The sequence below is a fragment of the Embleya sp. NPDC055664 genome (assembly GCF_053618075.1).
Genome location: NZ_JBSHGZ010000038.1, coordinates 75540 through 92938, shown reverse-complemented (window position 1 = coordinate 92938; position 17399 = coordinate 75540). Strand labels below are relative to the sequence as shown.

Here is a 17399-nt window from a genome sequence, read left to right as displayed (position 1 = left end):
CCGTCCTGCGGCGCCGGCGCCCGATCGCGCATCAGCCGCCGGCGGCCTTTCCTGCGGGAGGTTTCAGCCAAGCGGCAATACGGATAACTACCTATAAAATCAATAAATAGACACTAATGTGATATTTTTCTCCTGGGAATCATGCATATCAGGTGTTTAAGGAGCCGAGCCGTGCAACACGGATCCGACGGAAAGGCCGGCCCGACCGCGGGTCCTGGCAGCCCCTCGGGCCCGGGAAGCAGGACGGGGACGGCGGGGACGGCACGAACCGACAGATTGTGCCTGCTCACGGCTTTGGACGACCAGGCGACGGACACTGACGTGTTGACCGCCGCGGCGCAGCACGCGACCGCGGCGCTCGGTGGATTCGGCGCCATGGGACACCTGAGCGCAAGCGCCTCCCGGGGCTTGCACCTGATCGCGAGCAGCGGACTGCCCCGGGCCGTCACCCGCAACTGGGAGGACATCCGCGTCACCGATTCGGTGGTTCCGGCGCGCGCCTTCCGAACCGGCGAGTTCGCGTTCGCGCCCACCGCGCACCGCCCCGAACGCAACCCCTGGGACCCGCCTCACCCGTCGCCCGCCGCGGACCTCTCGGCGCGCTCCGCGATGGCGGCCGTACCGCTGTCCGGACCGGACGGACCGCTCGGCGTCCTGTCGGTGCTGCTACCGGTGACCGACGCGCTCTCCGTCGGGCAACGAACGTTTCTTCGGGAGGTGGCCCGGTGGGCGGCGGAACGGCTGCGCCTGGCCCCGCCCACGCCGGACACCGTCTCCCGCACTCTGCTGGGGACGCCGCCGGAGCGCGCTCCCGGACAGGGCCCCGATGTGACCTCCACCGAATTCGAGTTCGAATTCGATGTGCAGGCGAACGAGGTCGTCCTCGACGAGCGGTTGCTCGACGCCATCGGCATCGAGCGCGAGACATTCGACGGACGGCTCTCGACCTTCGACGACTACGTCCATCCCGATGACCTCCCCTGGGTGGTGGGAGACGTCGAACAGGCGCTCAGGACCCGTGGTCGGGCGGACAGCGAGTACCGGGTCCGCCGCTCGGACGGGACGTATGCCTGGGTGCGCTTCCGCGGCCGGGCGGTCTCGCACCGGGGCAGCGAGCCGACCCGGCTGGTCGGCACCATGTCCTACACCACCGAGACCCATGCCGCGCTGGAATCGGTGGGGCGTGCCCTGGCACACATGAGTGACGGTTTCCTGTCCGTGGACCGCGACGGGCGGATCGGATTCGTCAACGTGGCCGCCGAGCGTCTGTTCGGCCGGCCGCGCGACCTGGTGGGGCGGTCGTTGTGGGGCGTCCCCGTCGTGCGGAAGGTGCCCCTGCTGGAGGAGCGCTCCCGCCGAGCCGTCGCCACGGGGGTCCCCGACGGGTTCGAGGTGCCGTGGCCGGGCACCGATCGCTGGTACCACCTACGACTGGTCCCCCTGGCCGACGGACTCACCCTCTACATCACGGATGTCACCGAAAGACGCCTGCGCGAAGCGGAGCGCGCCGCCGCCGAACGCGCCGCCGCCGAGCGCGCGGCCGTCATGACCCGACTGACCCGAGCACTCGCCGAGGCGACCACCACCCGGGACGTGACCGCCGCCGTGGCCGAGAGCGTCCTTCCTCCCCTGCACGCGACCGGACTGGTCATCCTGGCCCTGGGGAACGAGCGACTGGACCTTGTCGGCTCCGTCGGCTATCCGCCGGCGCTCCTCGATCGCCTCCACGGCATGCCGGTCGTCGCCACCACACCTCTGGGAGAGGTTCTGCGCACCCGCGCACCGAAGTTCATCGAGTCACCCGACGACCTCGCCGCCGGCCATCCCGGGTTGGTGGACTGCCCGGTCACCGAAGGGAAGCAGGCGTGGGTCTTCCTTCCGTTGATCGTCTCGGGCCGCGAGATCGGTGTGGTCGTCGTCTCCTTCGACCAGCCGCGACATCTCACCGGGGACGAACGGAGTCTGCTGACCGTGTTCGGCGGTCAACTCGCCCACACGCTCGAGCGGGCCCGCCAGTACGACGTGGCCACGACTCGCGCCCGTGACCTCCAAAATGCCCTCCTGCCCCGGGCCCTGCCGCCGCTCCCCGCGATCACCGCCGCCGCCCGATATCTGCCCGCCGGACAGGGTGCGGACATCGGTGGCGACTGGTACGACATCATTCCGCTGTCCGGCGACCGTGTCGCTCTGGTCATCGGCGACGTCATGGGCCACGGCATGCCCGAGGCCGCCACCATGGGCCGCCTGCGCACCGCCGTGCGCACGCTCTCCGACCTCGAACTGCCCCCGGACGACGTCCTGACCCGACTCGACGACATCGTCGGCGAACTCGGGGAGGAGTCCTTCGTCACCTGTCTGTACGGCGTCTATGACCCGACCACCCAGATCCTCACGTACGCCAACGCCGGCCATCTCCCGCCCGTGGTCGCCCGCCGCGACGGCACCGCGTCCCTGCTGACGTTCGATCCCGACCCGCCACTCGGGATCGCCGCCCCGCCCTTCGGCGTCCACGACGTGTCCCTGCCCGACGGCAGCTTCGTCGTCCTCTACACCGACGGTCTCGTGGAGACCCCGGGTCTCAACATCGACAAGGGCCTGCGTCACCTCACCGAGACCGTCGCCGCCGCTCTCGCCGACCGTGACGGGCCGGCCCAAGATCCCGACCGGCTGTGCGACGCCGTCACCACGGCCCTGCTGCCGCCGCACCGCCGCACCACCGACGACACCGCCCTCCTCGTCGCCCGCACCCGTTCCCTTTCGCCGGGTGACATCGCCACCTGGGCCCTCCCCGAAGACCCCACGGCCGCGGGCCAAGCCCGGCACCACGTCCACGAGCAGTTCCGGATCTGGCATTTGGGCGAGGAACTGGAAATGGCCACCGAACTCATCGTCAGCGAACTCGTCGGCAACGTCATCCGCCATGCGACGGGTCCGATCCAGTTGCGCCTGCTGCGCAGCCGCACCCTCATCTGCGAGGTCACCGACGGCAGTCTGACCACGCCCCATATCCGACACGCCCGCGCGACGGACGAGGGTGGACGCGGCCTCCAACTCGTCGCCGCCATGGCCCAACGATGGGGAACGCGCTACACCCTCACCGGCAAGTGCATCTGGACCGAACAGGCACTCGACGCGTGAACGGCCGACACCGGGCTGGGCCGGACAGACCTGGGCCGACAATCTGTTCATGCTCGGCCTGCTCGGCGTCGGCAGCCGACTCGGCCTCGCGACGGGCCCGGCCGAACCACGTACGACTACCGCACCACACCGTGCGACTTCCGGGAGTGGCGGGAGAGCGAGTCGAGGACCACCGCGGCGAGCAGCACGCCACCGGTGATCATCGACTGCACCGACGTCTGGATGCCGATGAGCACCATCCCCGAGGCGATCGATTGCACGACCAGCACACCGAGCAGCGCGGACCAGGGTGTGCCGCGTCCGCCGAAGAGGCTGACGCCACCGATGACGGCCGCCGCGATGGCGTCGATCAGTAGGTTGGTGGAGCCCGAGGTCTGTCCCACCGAGGCGACGCGCGAGGCGAGGAACAGCCCGCCGAACGCGGCCAGCGTCCCGGAGACCGCGAACGCCGAGGCGCGGATCCACACCACGTTGATACCGGCGAGGCGGGCCGCCTCGACCCCACCTCCGATCGCGAAGATCTTTCGCCCATATCTGGTGCGCCGCAGGACGAAGTCCAGCCCGACGACGAAGAGCAGGAAAATCAGCAGGGCGAAAGGCAGGCCCTCGAACTGGTTCAGCACGTACGCCGCCGCGAAGCCGATCACCGCCACGGTGCCGGTACGCACGGCAATCCCGCCGAGCGAGCGGGACGAGACCCGGGCCGCCCTGCGGCGTCGCTCGTCGTGGTACGACGCGAGGAAGTACCCGGCCGCTCCGATCGCCGCGAGCCCGTACGCGACGGCCTCATCGTGGAAATAGCGTTCGGTCAGGGCCGAGACGAAGCCGTCGGAGTGCAGGTTGATGGTGCCGTTGGCGCCCAGGACGTAGAGCATCAGGCCGTTCCAGACCAGCAGTCCGGCCAGCGTGACGACGAAGGCGGGTACGCCGACCCTGGCGAAGAAGAACCCCTGAAGGGCACCGATCCCGCCTCCGACGAGGGCTGCGGTGACGGCCGCCAACCATTCGGGCATGCCACTGTTGACGTTCATCACGGCGAACACCGCCGCCGCGAGTCCGCTGACCGCACCTACCGACAGGTCGATCTCGCCGAGCAGCAGAACGAAGACGAGCCCGACCGCGATCAGCCCCGTGCCAACGATGTCCACGCTGAGGTTGGAGAGATTACGCGGGGACAGGAAGTGGTTGTCCAGGAGTTGGAAGGTCGTCCAGATCACGATGACCGCGCACACACCGGGAACCGAGCCGAGTTCACCGTTGCGCAGCCTGAGGACGAAGTCGCTCGCGTAGCCCTTCAGGCCGGATGGGCGATCCCCGGTCCTCGGGTCGCGAGCACCGGGCCGATCGGTGACGGCCCCGGCCCTGTTGCGACCGATGTCGCCCGATGTCTTCGTACCGGTCACAGCGTCGCCTCCCACGGCTGCGTCTTCCGATGGGTCACGGCGTTGTCCGTGGCGCCGGTGATGGACGAGACGATCTGCTCCTGCGACGTGGTCAACACGTCGAAGAACCCGTTGTTGCGGCCGAGGCGCAACACCGCGACGTGGTCCGCGACGGCCTTGACGTCGCCGAGGTTGTGGCTGATCAGCAGGACACCCAGTCCGCGTTCCCGCAACCGCTCGATCAGATCGAGGAAGTGCGCGGTCTGCCCCACGCCCAGCGCCGCGGTGGGCTCGTCGAGGATCAGGACCTTGGGCTCGCTCAGCAGCGTCCGGGCTATCGCGACAGCCTGCCGCTGCCCTGCGGAGAGCGAGGCCACCGGCACCCTCGTCCTGGGGATGCTGACGGACAGCACGTCCAGCAGGTCGAGCTCCCTCGCGCGGCGCTCCATCGCCACCTCGTCGAGCACGCCCGCCCGGCAGATCTCGTGACCCAGGAAGAGGTTGCCGACCACGTCGAGGCTCTCGCACAGGGCCAGTTCCTGGTAGACGCTCGCGATGCCCAGCGACTGGGCATCGCGGGGCCGGGCGATCCGCACCGGCCGACCGTTCCACTCGATGACGCCCTCGTCGGCCGGGCCGGCGCCGGTGATCACCTTGACGAGGGTGCTCTTGCCGGCTCCGTTGTCGCCCACCAGGGCGACGACTTCCCCGGCGTTGATCTCCAGTTCGACGCGCGTGAGCGCGTGGAGGGCGCCGAATCGTTTGCAGATGCCGCGCAGGGCCAGCAGCGGCGTCGTTGTCACGTGGACCATCTCCTTCGCCGCGACCGGTGGCGACTAGGTGGTGAGTCCCGCCTTTTGGCAGGCGGCCCGGAGATCCGGGGTGCAGATCTGCGCGATCGTGTACACCCCGTCCTTGACGAGGGTGCTCGCGATGGTGTCGACGGTCACGGGCGTCAGGGGACCCAGAACGGCGGGTATCGCGTTGCTGGTGTCGTTGCCGACGCGGTCCTTCGCGATGGCGTCGATGGACGCGCCGCGGCCCAGGGCGAGTGCCATCTCGACGGCGGCCCCGGCTTCGGAGACGAAGGATTTGTAGACGGTGACGTACTGCCGGCCCGCGACGATCCGCTGCACGGCTTCGCGATTGGCGTCCTGGCCCGTGATGGGGGGCAACGACTTGACGTCGGCGGCCTTGAGGGCGGTGAGGACGCCGAAGGCGAGGCCGTCGTTGGCCGAGTAGACGCCGTCGAGACGGTCCGGGCCCACATCGGCGATGGCGGCGGACATGTTGGTGAAGGCGTTCTGCGGTATCCACCCGCCGGTGTAGTACGACTTGACGATCTTCGCCCTGCCCTCGAAGGCGGAGAGCGCACCCTTCTGTAGAGCTGCGGTGTTCGGGTCGGTGGGGTCGCCGTTCATCATCACGATCCGCGGTTCGTGCGTCCCGTGCCCCATCGCCGTGAGCAGTGCCTCGGCCTGGAGCCTGCCGATTTGCTCCGAGTCGTAGCCGGAGTACGCCGAGATGGGACCTTCCGCGAGGCGGTCGTACGAGACCACCGGGATGCCCGCGTCATGCGCCCGTGTGATCGAGGGGCGCAGCGCCTTGTAGTCGACCGGGTCGAGGATCATGGCTCGTACCCCGTTGGCGATCATGGAATCCATCTGCTGCTGCTGGGTGGCCACATCCCCCGAGGCGTTGGCGTACTTGACCACACAGTCGGGGCACAGCTCCCCCACCTTCGCCTGGATCAGGGGCTTGTCGGAGGCGGCCCAGCGCGCGGTGTGGGTGTCGGGAAGCAGCAGGCCGATGGCGAAGCCCCTCGTGTTCGGGTCACCCCCGCCGGGTGTCGCGGCGGGTTGCAACGCGCCGCACGCGACCACACCGGCGACGAGGGACGCCACCGCGGCGGCCAGGACGGCACGCCCGACGGTGCCTCCCACGGGGCCGGGTCGTCGAATCATGGCAGCCATCCAGAGCAACATCAGGACACCTCATCCGACCATACTCCGCCGCGCTGTGGCAGGCCGTTCGAATCCGTCGCGCCTCACACCCCCTGTGGCGAAAGCAGTACCTCCCCCCACACCTGCTTGCCGCCGCTCAGCGGCACCGAGCCCCATGCCTCCGACATCGCCTCGACCAGCAACAGACCCCGCCCCCCGGTCACCTCCCAGTCGACGCTGGCCGGCTTGACGGGTGTGCGCGGCGAGGAGTCGCTCACCGCGACCCGGAGGCGATCGCCTGCGAGCGTGAGGTCGAGGCGTACCTCGCCCTGCGTGTGCGCGATGGCGTTGGTGACCAGTTCGGAAACGATGAGCAGGATCGCGTCGGTCTCCTCGGTCACCTGCCAGGCACGCATCGTGCGCGCGGTGAAGCGGCGCGCGTGCATGACCGCGTCGGGTAGCCGCCACACCGTCCAGCCGGCGCGCCGCGGACGCGCGGTCAGCCCGTCGTAGCGCATGAGCAACAGCGCCACGTCGTCGTCGCGGGCCTCGGCGCCGCGGATCAGCTCGTCGGCCATCCGGTCCACGTCGGACGGATCCGCCGCCGAGAGCGTTTCGCAGACCCGCCGGACACCGTCCTCCAGCAGGAGCTTGGAGGACTCGACCAGACCGTCGGTGAGCAGCGTGAGCACCGACCCCGGGGACAGCGGAGCCATGGTCAGCGGGAACTCCGCGTCCGGGAGCACCCCGAGCGGGGGCCCGCCCTCGGTCTCCACCTCCCGAGTCGTGCCGTCCGGCTCGCGCACGACCGGCAGCATGTGCCCGGCCCGCACGAACCAGGCGTCGCCCTCCTCCGTGTCCAGAGCCACATAGCAGCAGGTGGCGAAGGCGTCGGTCTCCATGCCGGCCAGCAGGCGGTTCGTGTGCGAGACGACCACGTCGGGCGGGTGGCCCTCGACCGCGTAGGCACGGATCGCGGTGCGGATCTGGCCCATCACCGTGGCGGCTTCGGCGCTGTGCCCCTGCACGTCGCCGATGACCAGCGCGACGAATCGGTCCGACAGCGGAATGACGTCGTACCAGTCGCCACCCACCGCGAGGCCCGCGGTCGCCGGTAGATAGCGCGCGACGGTTACGCAGCCGGGCAGCGACGGGAGCTTGCGGGGCAACAGGCTGCGCTGGAGCATCGCGGCGAGTTCGTGCTCGGCATCGAACGCCCGGGCGCGTACGAGGGCCTGCCCCACCAGACCCGCGGTGGCGGTCAACAGGGAGCGCTCCTCCGTGCCGAACCGGTGCGGCTTGTCCCAGCCCAGCAGGCACAGGCCGACCACTCGGTTGCCGTACGGCAAGGGCAGTATGGCGAGACCACCGCGGCCGAGTTCGTCGAGGCCGGGCTCGAGGCCGGTACTGGTCGCCCACAGGCATGTGGTGCCGGCGCGGAGCGCGGCCGTCAACGTCGGCAGGGCACCGGTCAGCGTGTCGGGCCGCTCCAGCCGCCACTCGCTGCGCCAGTTCTCCGGCCACGCCGTCGGCTCCGGCGGGTCCAGCAAGGTGACGACCAGCCGGCCGGCGTGCAGTTGCGACAGCGCCAGCCGGTCGGCCCCCAGCGGCTCTCGAAGTGCGCTCACCAGGCTCCGACCGACATCCCGCACGGCAAGCGCGGTCGCCAGCAGGGCGGACAGCCGCTGCACCATGGAGACCTCATCGGTGCTCGACCGCAGGTGGGAGGCATCCACGAGCACGCCCAGCAGCCTTTCCGGCCGGCCCGAGGGGTCCAGCAGCGCCCGACAGCGCAGCCGCAACCACCGCAGTTCGCCCGTGGACCGGCGGATGCGAAACTCCAACTCCCGACCGCCCGGCATCGCATTCCCCGGCTCGACGACCGACATGAGTGCGGGCAGATCTTCCGGGACGGTGCGCGCCAACAGAGTCTCCACCCGACCGTCGAAGTCATCGGGAGTGATACCGACCAGGTCGAGCACGTGCTCGTCCGCCTGGATCCGCCCCGTGCTCAGGATCAGGGTGAACGACCCGGCGCGGTCATCATCCGCGGCCGAGGCGAGTCGCTTCTCCGGCCGTCTTCGGCCGACCGCCGCGTTTGCATCCGCGTCGTGGACGGCTCCACCTGCGGCTGCCACGCCCGGGAGGCCGCTCGGCAGGTCGGGTCGCACTCGACCGTGCTCGGTCAAGCCGCCCGACGCACCGGCGAGGGCTCCACCGGATTCGGAGCCGCCGCTCGCCGGGCACCCGGCTTCGACACGCAAGGCGACCTGACCTGCGTACAGCTCCAAAAGGCCGCGCCGCCGGGCTTCGAAGCCGTCACCCGTGCAGTCCACCACGACCAGGCACCCCAGGCGCCTGCCGTCCACGTCGAGGGGCAACGCGCCCAGCGAGGCTCCGGCAGCGGACACGATGGCGTCGCCGTCCGGAGCCGCGATCTCGTCCGAGGACAGCCACAGCGGCCGACCGGCGCGGAACGCGTCGGCGATGGGCGACCCCCCGGACAGCGGGTACCACGGCCACAGCCCGTACGCAGCGCCGGAACTCTCTCCGACCGTCTCGGTCAGGCGCAGCCCGTGCGCCTCCTCGTCCACCACGTAGACGGCGAGCATCGCCACCCCGGCGGAGGCCAAGACTTGCTCTGTCACAGTGGGCGACGCCCTCTCAGCGGTGGGTCAACGGTGGACTCCCCGGGCCATCACGGCAGATGAAGCCGGGATGGCCTCCTCCAACCTCCTGCCTCATTCCAGTGTGTGTGTAACCCCGCTCCAGGTGCCCTCGGTACAGGGACGGAACGACGCGGGAATATCGCCGGCCGAGGGCCCGGGTGGATCCGGTCACGAACCGTCGAACGCCGCGTCCCGCACGCGTACGGTGGAATGGCGAGCGGGCTCGGGGCTTCACCGACGAAAGGGTGGCCATGAGCACATCTGCAGGCCATCGGAGCCACGGCAGTACCGACGATCCGGGTTCGGGCGGGGGAACGCCCGTGCACGACGGGAAGCCCCCGTCGCCGGTGGATTTCCGAGCGGTGTTCGAGGCGCTGCCGGCCGGGGTGGCGCTGCTCACGCCGGACCTGATCTATGTGGAGGCGAATCCGAGGTACCTGCGCCTGGCGGGACGCCGACGCGAACAAGTCGTCGGCCGGTACATCTTCGAGGCGTTCCCCGACAACCCCCGGCGCAAGGACGCGCTCGGAACACACCAGCTCGCCGCCTCACTGCGCCGGGCGGCCGGCGGGCACCGCGACATGATGGCCATCCAGCGCTACGACACCCAGCGATCCGACGATCCCGGCGTGTGGGAGGAGCGGTACTGGAGCGTTCTCAACGTCCCCGTCCTCAGCCCCGACGGCCGGGTGCGATGGGTCCTGAACCGCGTCGAGGAAGTCACCGAACTCCTGCGCGCCAAGAACGAATGCCCCGCCGAGCGCGCGAACTTCATGGAGGCGGAACTGTACAACCACGCGCGTGAACTCCAGGACATCAACGAACGCCTCCGAGGCGCCTACGCACGCGAACGCGAAGTGGCCCTCGTCCTGCAGAGCGCGATGCTGCCCGCGCCGTCACCGTCGCCGCACGCCGGTCCCGACGCCGCGGCGGTACGCTACCGGCCCGCGCAGGGGGCGCTGAACGTGTGCGGCGACTGGTACGACCTGGTGGACCTGCCCGAGGGACGCACCGCCGTCGCGGTCGGCGACGTGGTCGGGCACGGCCTCAAGGCCGCAGCCGTCATGGGCCAGCTCCGCAGCGCGCTGACCGCGACCCTGCGCATCGCCGACGGACCCGCCCACGCCCTGGAGGCGCTCGGGCTGCACGCACGCTCGGTACCCGGTGCCGAAGCCGCGACCGCCGTCGCGGTGATCGTCGACCCCGCACGCCACGACCTCCACTACAGCAGCGCGGGACACCTGCCTCCCGCCCTCCTCGCCCCCGACGGAGGGGTAACCCTCCTCGACCGGGCCACCGACCCCCCTCTCGGCGCCCACCCCGAACACCTCCCCCGCCTCCAAGCGGCGCTCGACTACCCCACCGGCGCAACCCTGGTCCTGTACACCGACGGCCTGATCGAACGCCGCGACGAAGACATCGACACGTCCGTGGCCCGCCTCGCCCACTCCCTCGCCGGCCACCGCGCCCTCGACCCCGAACCCCTGGCCGACGCGCTCCTGGCCGACCTCCTCCCATCCGACGGCGCCACCGACGACACCGCCCTGGTGGTCCTGCCGCTGCGCGATCACCACACGAGGACGCAACCCCGGTGATCCTCACCCACGGCGGGCCAAACACGTTCGTCGCACCGGCGACCCCCGCTCCGACGCGAGCCGAGCTTCGCCCGAGGGCCTGCGGAGATGACTCCCTCGGTCTCAGGACAGTTTGGCTTCGGGAGCGAAGGCGGGGAGCTTGTCGAGACTGCTGCGCACGGCCTCGGCTCCGTACTCGAACATCTGCCGCTCGTAGTCGTCGACCGCGTCGAGCAGATCCCGGCGGCCCTCGTTGGCGTCGACCAGGCAGCGGCGCAGCAGGTCGGCATCGCGCAGCGCGGTGTTCGCACCGTTGCCGCCGGTCGGAGAGGTGGCGTGGATCGCGTCGCCGAGCAGCGTGACCGGGCCGGACGCCCAGCGCTCGCGGGGCTTGACCACCCGGATGGACAGCAGCGTGCTGTTGTCCGGGTCGGCCTGCTCGATCAGCGCGCGCAGTTCCGGGTGCCAACCCTGCATCCTGGACAACACGGCGTCCTGCACGGTCAGGTCCGCCGGCGAGCCGTTCGGCGGCAGGATCATGGCCCAGCGCACATAGTCGCCGATGTCGGGCAGCGTGACTTCGGGGGCCAGTTGCTCGGCGGCCTGCTTCGGCGGGGTTCGGAAGCGCATCGCGCCGAGAAGCAGGCTGACGCCGTCACCCGCGATCTTCGAGCCGTAGGCCTTGGACAGGCCGGCGAACTCGTCGGTCAGCGGGGTGCGGCCGATGACGAACCGGACACCGGTGTCGGTCGGGATGGTCTGCGGCGACAACACCCCGCGCACCGCGGAGGTGACGCCGTCGGCGCCGACGAGCAGGTCGGCGGTGGCGGGGTCCCGGCGGGCGAATCGGGCTCGGACCTTGCCGTCGGCCTGTACGTCGTAGCCGGTCAGCGCGGCATCGGTGTGCACGGTGAGGCCGGTCAGCAACAGGTGTCGTAGCACCTGCCGGTCGACCACGATGCCGGTCCGGCCCGCGCCGAGCCTGCCGATCTCGTTCAGCCGCGGGTCCAGGATCAGCTGCTCGGCGGAGGCGTCCATGACGATCTCGTCCAGCAGTGGATGCCAGCGTGTCGGCAGGCATCGGCGTACCGCCTGGAAGCCGATCGAGTTCAGCACGAGCCGGTAGCCCTGGAAGCGTGCGACGATCCCCGGGTCGCGCTCGAACACGTCGGCCTCGATCCCGGCACCACGCAGACCCTGTGCAAGAGCCAGACCACCCAGACCCGCACCGACCACGGAAACTCGCATCACGCACCTCCGGAACATCGACACGAACTTAGTTCGTTTCACTGATGATCTAAGTTCTATGCAACGAACTAAGATCGTGTCAAGCGGTCCGGTGCTCTGCGGTGCTTCTCATGCCTTGGGTACCCCGACCTTCAGTCCCTCGGTGACGCCGCCGCCGTTCGCGCGGAGAGGGCGTGTGGTCCGGTTCGCTCGGGGTACGCGCCGGCGCCTCGTCGTACTCGTAATGCCGTGGGGTGTCGATCGAACCCACGAGATCGCCCCTACTTCTTCTTCGTCAGCGGCGGAACCTTCTTGTCACACAGCTCCATCGCCTTCTTCACCTTGTCGTCGCCCAGGTCGAGGGCGACCATCCCGCCGCCCGGACCGTCGCCCATGTTCACGCCGTTCTCGCGCATGCACGCCGATCGTTTGGCCTGCCACTCCTTGAACTTGGGGTCGTTCGGGTCGAAGTCGCTCTTCGGCTGGAACCTCTCGCACGCCTTCATCGCATCCTCGGTCTTCGACGACCCCTCGTCCGCAGGCATCGCCCCGATCCGCATCGCACCACCCTCGCCGGGCTCCGGGTCGGGCATGTCCACCCCGTGCTCACGCATACAACCCGCGAACTTCACCATCTGGTCCCGCCGTTCCGCGTCGTCACCCTTACCCGAACCCGAACCACCCTCGCCACCCCCGGACTTCGCCGCGCCCTTGCTGCCACCCGAGGCAACCTTCACCCCCGAGCCGCCGCCGTCGCCGCAACCGACCGTCGTCACGGCGAGACCACCCGCCAGAACCACCCCCACCACCAACCGCAACATCAAGGGCCGCCCCGAACCCACGCGTCCGAACCTCGTCATCACTGCCGCTCCCGTCGGTAGTCCTCTGTCGGTCCTGTCGCACCTTTCGTCGCCGCCGCCGTGACGACGAAAAGTGCGACACCAGGTCTACGCGCCCGCGAGTTACCAGGACGTCACCCGAATCGGTTACCGCGAGCCAACACGAAGCCGCGTATAACGGGTGACGGCCGGTTCGAAGTCCCCCGGTTCGAACCATTGCCTTTCGCCCCCGAACCCTCCTCCCGACCCGGCCTTCCTGCCCCCACGCTCATCGGCGTGCTCCGCGCGAGGGGTCCGAGCCAGAGCAGCACTCCGAGGTCACCTCGGGCACGTTCCCATGGCGGAGAGGGCTCGGCCATCACGCCCCCAAAGCTCAGCACCGCACGGCGGTTCGTACCGCCGCCACTACGCCTACACCGACGCACCCATCCACATCGGCGTGGCTCTGATGGGCCACCTCGGCATCGAGACCACCCGCGGCTACGTCGCCGTCTTCGACGAGGACGTCATCCGGCACTACCAACTCACGCTCACCTTCCTCCGCGCCAAGCGCGAGGAGACCCAACGACGGGCCCGCCGCTCTGCCGTCGACCTGGAAGGACTATCTCTGAAGCACCGCCGACTTCTTCACTACAACATCGGTCGCCCTTGCATACCGCTCCCGCTCACCGGACCGAGCCCGTCCCGACGCCCCCGCGCTCTCGCTATGCGCGACGAGTCTGAAGATCAGTGCACGAACCAGCATCTGCCGCCAGTCGGGATGACCACCGCTACCGGTCAGCAGGTCGGACGGAAGATCGAACCACAGCAAACCATCCGCTACCACGATCGCCTCCGCGAACACCCGAGGCCGCCAATACGGCGAAAAGTCGATCACAGCAGGCACTTCGTCCCCGGAGAAGAGCACATTGCCGGTGAGATCGCCGTGAATGAGCTGGGCGGCATCCTGCTGTACCGGGCGCCTCAGCTCCAGCAGAGCCGAGAACGGCGCGGAGAGGTCGTCGATCACGTCGACGACCTGCTCACCCCAAGCGACCCGGTCGCCCACGGCCCAAGGATGGGTACGCCGGTCCAGGAAATCCGGCCGGGGCACCTGTCGCAAGGCAGCGTGGAAGGCACGACCGGCACTGAGCACACCGGCCCAATGCCTCCGAGGGCCCGGCTCACCGGTCAGGAACTCGCCGGCCGTCCAACCATCCACGACGCTCCGACCATCGGCGGCCCGGAGCGGCAGCGGGACCCGGAAGCCACCGCCCGGCGCCAGGCTCTCGAACAAGGAAGCAGCCCACTCAACCTCGTCGTCAGGCCCCTCAGCGGGCTTGAACACGAACCCACCGACGAGAACGCTTCGTCCCTGCCCACCAACCAGCGGGACAGGAGGGCCCTTCGCACCGAAGGCATCAAGGACGGCACGGGGAGGGACAGCGTTGCTCGGCAACTCGGTCACGCAGGGCATCCTGCCGCCGCCACCTTGCCTGGCGCACCTACTTTTCGCCCAGCCCAGGCCTTCGCACCAGGCCGCATCACTCTTCCGGGTGCGGTGCAGAGAAGCGGACACCGCGGGAGCCGGCCGGGACACCGACCGTGCCCGCGCGATGGACTCCGGAGCGACCACGCGGGAGACGGTGGATCGTTCGGGCGGATTACCCGTCCACGAAATGGGTTATTTATTAGGAAAGAACTATTTAACGCGTATAAGTGACTTCATCAATCGAAAGTTTCCACGCCGATACGCACGACCGGGCAGGTGAGGTGATGAGTCCGGACGGACGGAGCCCACAGGAGCGGCGGGGTGGGGAGGATGACGGCGGCCGGGCCCGCGTCGCGATGTGGGATTGGGACGTGGCCGAGGGCACGGTCGCCTGGGACGATTCCGCCGCGGCCGTATTCGGCGTGGAGCCGGATGAACTGCGATGGGAGGCCACGGCCTGGCAGCGTCTGATCCACCCGGTGGACCTGCCGCGGGTGCTGGAGAGTGTCGAGGACGCGTCCCGTGCGCGCGGTGCCTACAGCGTGGCGTGCCGGATACGGCGGCGCGACGGCGGCTACCACCGGGTGGAGTTTCGTGGCCATTGCGCGCTCGACGGGCAGGGCGCACCGAACCACATGATCGGCACCGTGAGTGACGCCACCGATCGGCACGCACGGGATGTGGCGGCGTCGCCACCGCCCTCCGGTCGAATCCCGCGGGACGAAGCGCAAGACGTGGCCGCGGACCGCACCGAACGGATCGCCACGATGACCACGGCCCTCGCCGCCGCGGTGACCGGGCGGGACGTGGTGAATGTCGTACACGACCACATGCTGCCCCTGTTCGTGGACGCGACCGGGGTGGGTATCTGGGTCGAGGAGGCGGGGCGGGTGTACGCGGTGGGTACCGCCGGATACTCGCAGGAGTTCATCGATTTGTTCGAGGGGCACCCCACGGAGGACACCCCGCCGGCAATGGACGCCAAACGGGATCGTGTTCCGATCTTCGTCTCGTCGCCCGAGGAGTACCTGCGTCGCTACCCGAATCTCGACCACGCCGTCGCACTCAGCGGCAAGAATGCCTGGGCGTTCCTGCCGCTGATCGCCTCCGGACGGGTGATCGGCTGCGCCGTCATCTCCTACAGTCGGCCGCACCGGTTCGCGCACGAGGAACGCACGCTGTGCACAGCGCTGAGCGCCCTGGTCGCCCAAGCCCTCGCGCGCGCCCGGCTCTACGACGCCGAGCACGACCGGGCCCGTCAATTGCAACAGGGGCTGCTGCCGCGTGCTCTTCCCCCGACTCCGGCCCTCACCGCGGCGGCCCGCTACCTGCCCGCCACCGAGGGAATGGAGGTCGGGGGAGACTGGTACGACATCATCCCCCTGGCAGGAGACCGGGTGGCCCTGGTCATCGGGGACGTCATGGGGCACGGACTGAGGGAAGCGGCGACGATGGGTCGACTGCGCACCGCCGTGCAGACCCTCGCCGACCTCGAACTACCGCCGGACGAACTGCTCCACCACCTCAACGACCTGGTCTGCGGGCTCGGCGACGACTTCTACGCCACCTGCCTCTACGCCGTCTACGACCCCACCGACGGCACCTGCTCCCTCGCCACCGCGGGCCACCCACCACCCGCAGTCGCCGACGACACCGGACACGTGCGCTTCGTCGACCTGCCCGTCAACCCGCCGCTCGGTGCCGCGGCCCCACCCTTCGACGCGACCGAACTCGTCCTCCCCGACGGTGCTCTCCTCGTGCTCTACACCGACGGACTGGTCGAATCCAGCGCGCGGGACATCGACCGGGGAATGGCCCACCTCGCCGAACGCCTCCGAACCGTCCTGACCAACGGACCGACCGACCCCGACGCCATCTGCGACGACCTGCTGAAAACGACGGGACCGGACCGACAACCGACCGACGACGACACCGTGCTGCTCGTCGCCCGCACCCACCGACACGCCCCCGAGGACATCGCCACGTGGCGCCTGCCGGCCGAACCACAGGCCGCCGGCGCCGCCCGCCACCACATCCGCGACCAACTGTGCGCATGGGACCTGGAGGAACTGTCCTCCGTCACCGAGCTCCTGGTCAGCGAACTCCTCGGCAACGTCGTACGACACGCCAAGGGACCCGTCTCCCTGCGCCTGCTGCGCAGCCGCGCCCTGATCTGCGAAGTCACCGACGGCAGCGCCACCATGCCCCGCATCCGCCGCGCGACCGAGACCGACGAGAACGGCCGAGGGCTGCAACTGATCGCCATGCTCGCCGAACGCTGGGGCGCCCGCTACACCCCCGACGGAAAATGCATCTGGACCGAACAATCCATGCCCGTCGACGCACCCCGCCCGCCGACGCGGTAGGCCGCGGGCCGGCGCGGGGGCTCCCACCGATTCCTCCCGCGAGTCGGGCCGGCTATGGATGCGATACATCTTGCGGCCGGATCCGGTGGCGGTGACGCCATCAGGCATCGCGGGGCCCACCCTCTGCGCCGTTCGGTGCCGCTTCGACGCGGCAACACGTCCGCCGTGGTCGCGCACCGCGGCTCGCGACAGACGCTCATGGCCGTCGGCAAATGGGCGTCCACCTCGGTGGTGGCGGCGACCGAGCAGGTGTTCACGATCGGAGTGACGAGCCAGGGACCCATCGGGTTGAAGGTCTCGCAGGACTTGCCCAGGTCCCACTGGCCGGAGTATTCGAGGTGGCTGTGTCAGTCGTCCGGCACGGCCAGGGCGTCGATCTCCACGAGGAGTCCCGGCGGGAGCTGCATGTAGACGGTGGTGCGGGCGGGGAAGGGCTCGCCGACGGCCGCGGCATACGCCTCGTTCAACTCGGGCAGGTGGGCGGGGTCGGTGAGGTGGACGCGGAGCATGACGACGTCCTCCAGGCCCGCGCCGGCCGCCTTGAGTACGGCGGTGACGTTGCGCAGGACCTGTGCGGTCTGCTCGGCGACGGTGGTGCCGACGACCGCGCCGGTGTCCGGGTCGAAGGGGAGCTGTCCGGAGACCTGCAGGACGGGCCCCTTCCGGATGCCCTGGGACAGCGGGGCCGGGAGGGAGGGGGCGTTCTCGGTGGTGATGACGGTTCTGGTCACGGTGTTCCTTGCAGCGGTGGTGATCCCCGAAGGGGGTGAGTAGACAAAACACATACGGG

Annotated in this window: 11 protein-coding genes and 1 pseudogene; 3 read left to right on the top strand and 9 right to left on the bottom strand. The window is 69.7% G+C overall.

What is annotated here, in order from left to right; all coding sequences use genetic code 11:
* Positions 1-321: 321 nt before the first annotated feature.
* Positions 322-3138, top strand: coding sequence for a SpoIIE family protein phosphatase (locus ACWGR4_RS39600; RefSeq protein WP_452129021.1), 2817 nt, complete (start codon positions 322-324; stop codon positions 3136-3138).
* A 116-nt stretch (positions 3139-3254) separates the two neighbouring features.
* Here the strand turns inward: ACWGR4_RS39600 and ACWGR4_RS39595 are convergent, their stop codons facing one another.
* The 5 genes and pseudogenes from ACWGR4_RS39595 to ACWGR4_RS39575 form a co-directional block, all read right to left on the bottom strand.
* Positions 3255-4541 carry a sugar ABC transporter permease gene (locus ACWGR4_RS39595; RefSeq protein WP_452129020.1) on the bottom strand — a complete coding sequence of 429 codons (1287 nt, stop codon included), beginning with the start codon at positions 4539-4541 and terminating at the stop codon, positions 3255-3257.
* Entirely contained in the window at positions 4538-5332 is a 795-nt protein-coding gene (locus ACWGR4_RS39590; protein WP_452129019.1) for an ATP-binding cassette domain-containing protein, read from the bottom strand. The genes ACWGR4_RS39595 and ACWGR4_RS39590 overlap by 4 nt, the downstream gene beginning before the upstream one ends.
* Before the next feature lie 24 nt (positions 5333-5356).
* Complete coding sequence (locus ACWGR4_RS39585; protein WP_380005026.1) at positions 5357-6484, bottom strand: substrate-binding domain-containing protein; 1128 nt, start codon at positions 6482-6484, stop codon at positions 5357-5359.
* A gap of 83 nt (positions 6485-6567) precedes the next feature.
* Positions 6568-8601 (bottom strand): SpoIIE family protein phosphatase, encoded by a 2034-nt coding sequence (locus ACWGR4_RS39580; protein WP_452129032.1) that lies wholly within the window; start codon positions 8599-8601, stop codon positions 6568-6570.
* A 132-nt stretch (positions 8602-8733) separates the two neighbouring features.
* Positions 8734-9117 (bottom strand): annotated as a pseudogene (locus ACWGR4_RS39575) (GAF domain-containing protein); the annotation flags it as partial.
* A 335-nt stretch (positions 9118-9452) separates the two neighbouring features.
* Here ACWGR4_RS39575 and ACWGR4_RS39570 point away from each other — a divergent pair.
* Positions 9453-10727, top strand: coding sequence for a PP2C family protein-serine/threonine phosphatase (locus ACWGR4_RS39570; protein ID WP_452129018.1), 1275 nt, complete (start codon positions 9453-9455; stop codon positions 10725-10727).
* 102 nt (positions 10728-10829) lie between these two features.
* Here the strand turns inward: ACWGR4_RS39570 and ACWGR4_RS39565 are convergent, their stop codons facing one another.
* The 3 genes from ACWGR4_RS39565 to ACWGR4_RS39555 all read right to left on the bottom strand — a co-directional run bounded on the left by ACWGR4_RS39565 (position 10830) and on the right by ACWGR4_RS39555 (position 14219).
* Positions 10830-11954: an FAD-dependent oxidoreductase gene (locus ACWGR4_RS39565; RefSeq protein WP_452129017.1), complete on the bottom strand. Its 1125-nt coding sequence runs from the start codon at positions 11952-11954 to the stop codon at positions 10830-10832.
* 260 nt (positions 11955-12214) lie between these two features.
* On the bottom strand, positions 12215-12793 hold the full coding sequence (locus tag ACWGR4_RS39560) for a hypothetical protein (RefSeq protein ID WP_452129016.1): 579 nt from the start codon (positions 12791-12793) through the stop codon (positions 12215-12217).
* Positions 12794-13373: 580 nt separating this feature from the next.
* The gene (locus ACWGR4_RS39555) at positions 13374-14219 is read right to left on the bottom strand and encodes an aminoglycoside phosphotransferase (protein ID WP_452129015.1); all 846 of its coding nucleotides are present in this window, start codon (positions 14217-14219) and stop codon (positions 13374-13376) included.
* A gap of 308 nt (positions 14220-14527) precedes the next feature.
* Between ACWGR4_RS39555 and ACWGR4_RS39550 the strand changes: the two genes are divergently transcribed.
* Positions 14528-16609: a SpoIIE family protein phosphatase gene (locus ACWGR4_RS39550; protein ID WP_452129014.1), complete on the top strand. Its 2082-nt coding sequence runs from the start codon at positions 14528-14530 to the stop codon at positions 16607-16609.
* A gap of 347 nt (positions 16610-16956) precedes the next feature.
* On the opposite strand, the gene ACWGR4_RS39545 is transcribed toward ACWGR4_RS39550, so the two are convergent.
* On the bottom strand, positions 16957-17340 hold the full coding sequence (locus ACWGR4_RS39545; protein ID WP_452129013.1) for a RidA family protein: 384 nt from the start codon (positions 17338-17340) through the stop codon (positions 16957-16959).
* Between the last annotated feature and the right edge of the window lie 59 nt (positions 17341-17399).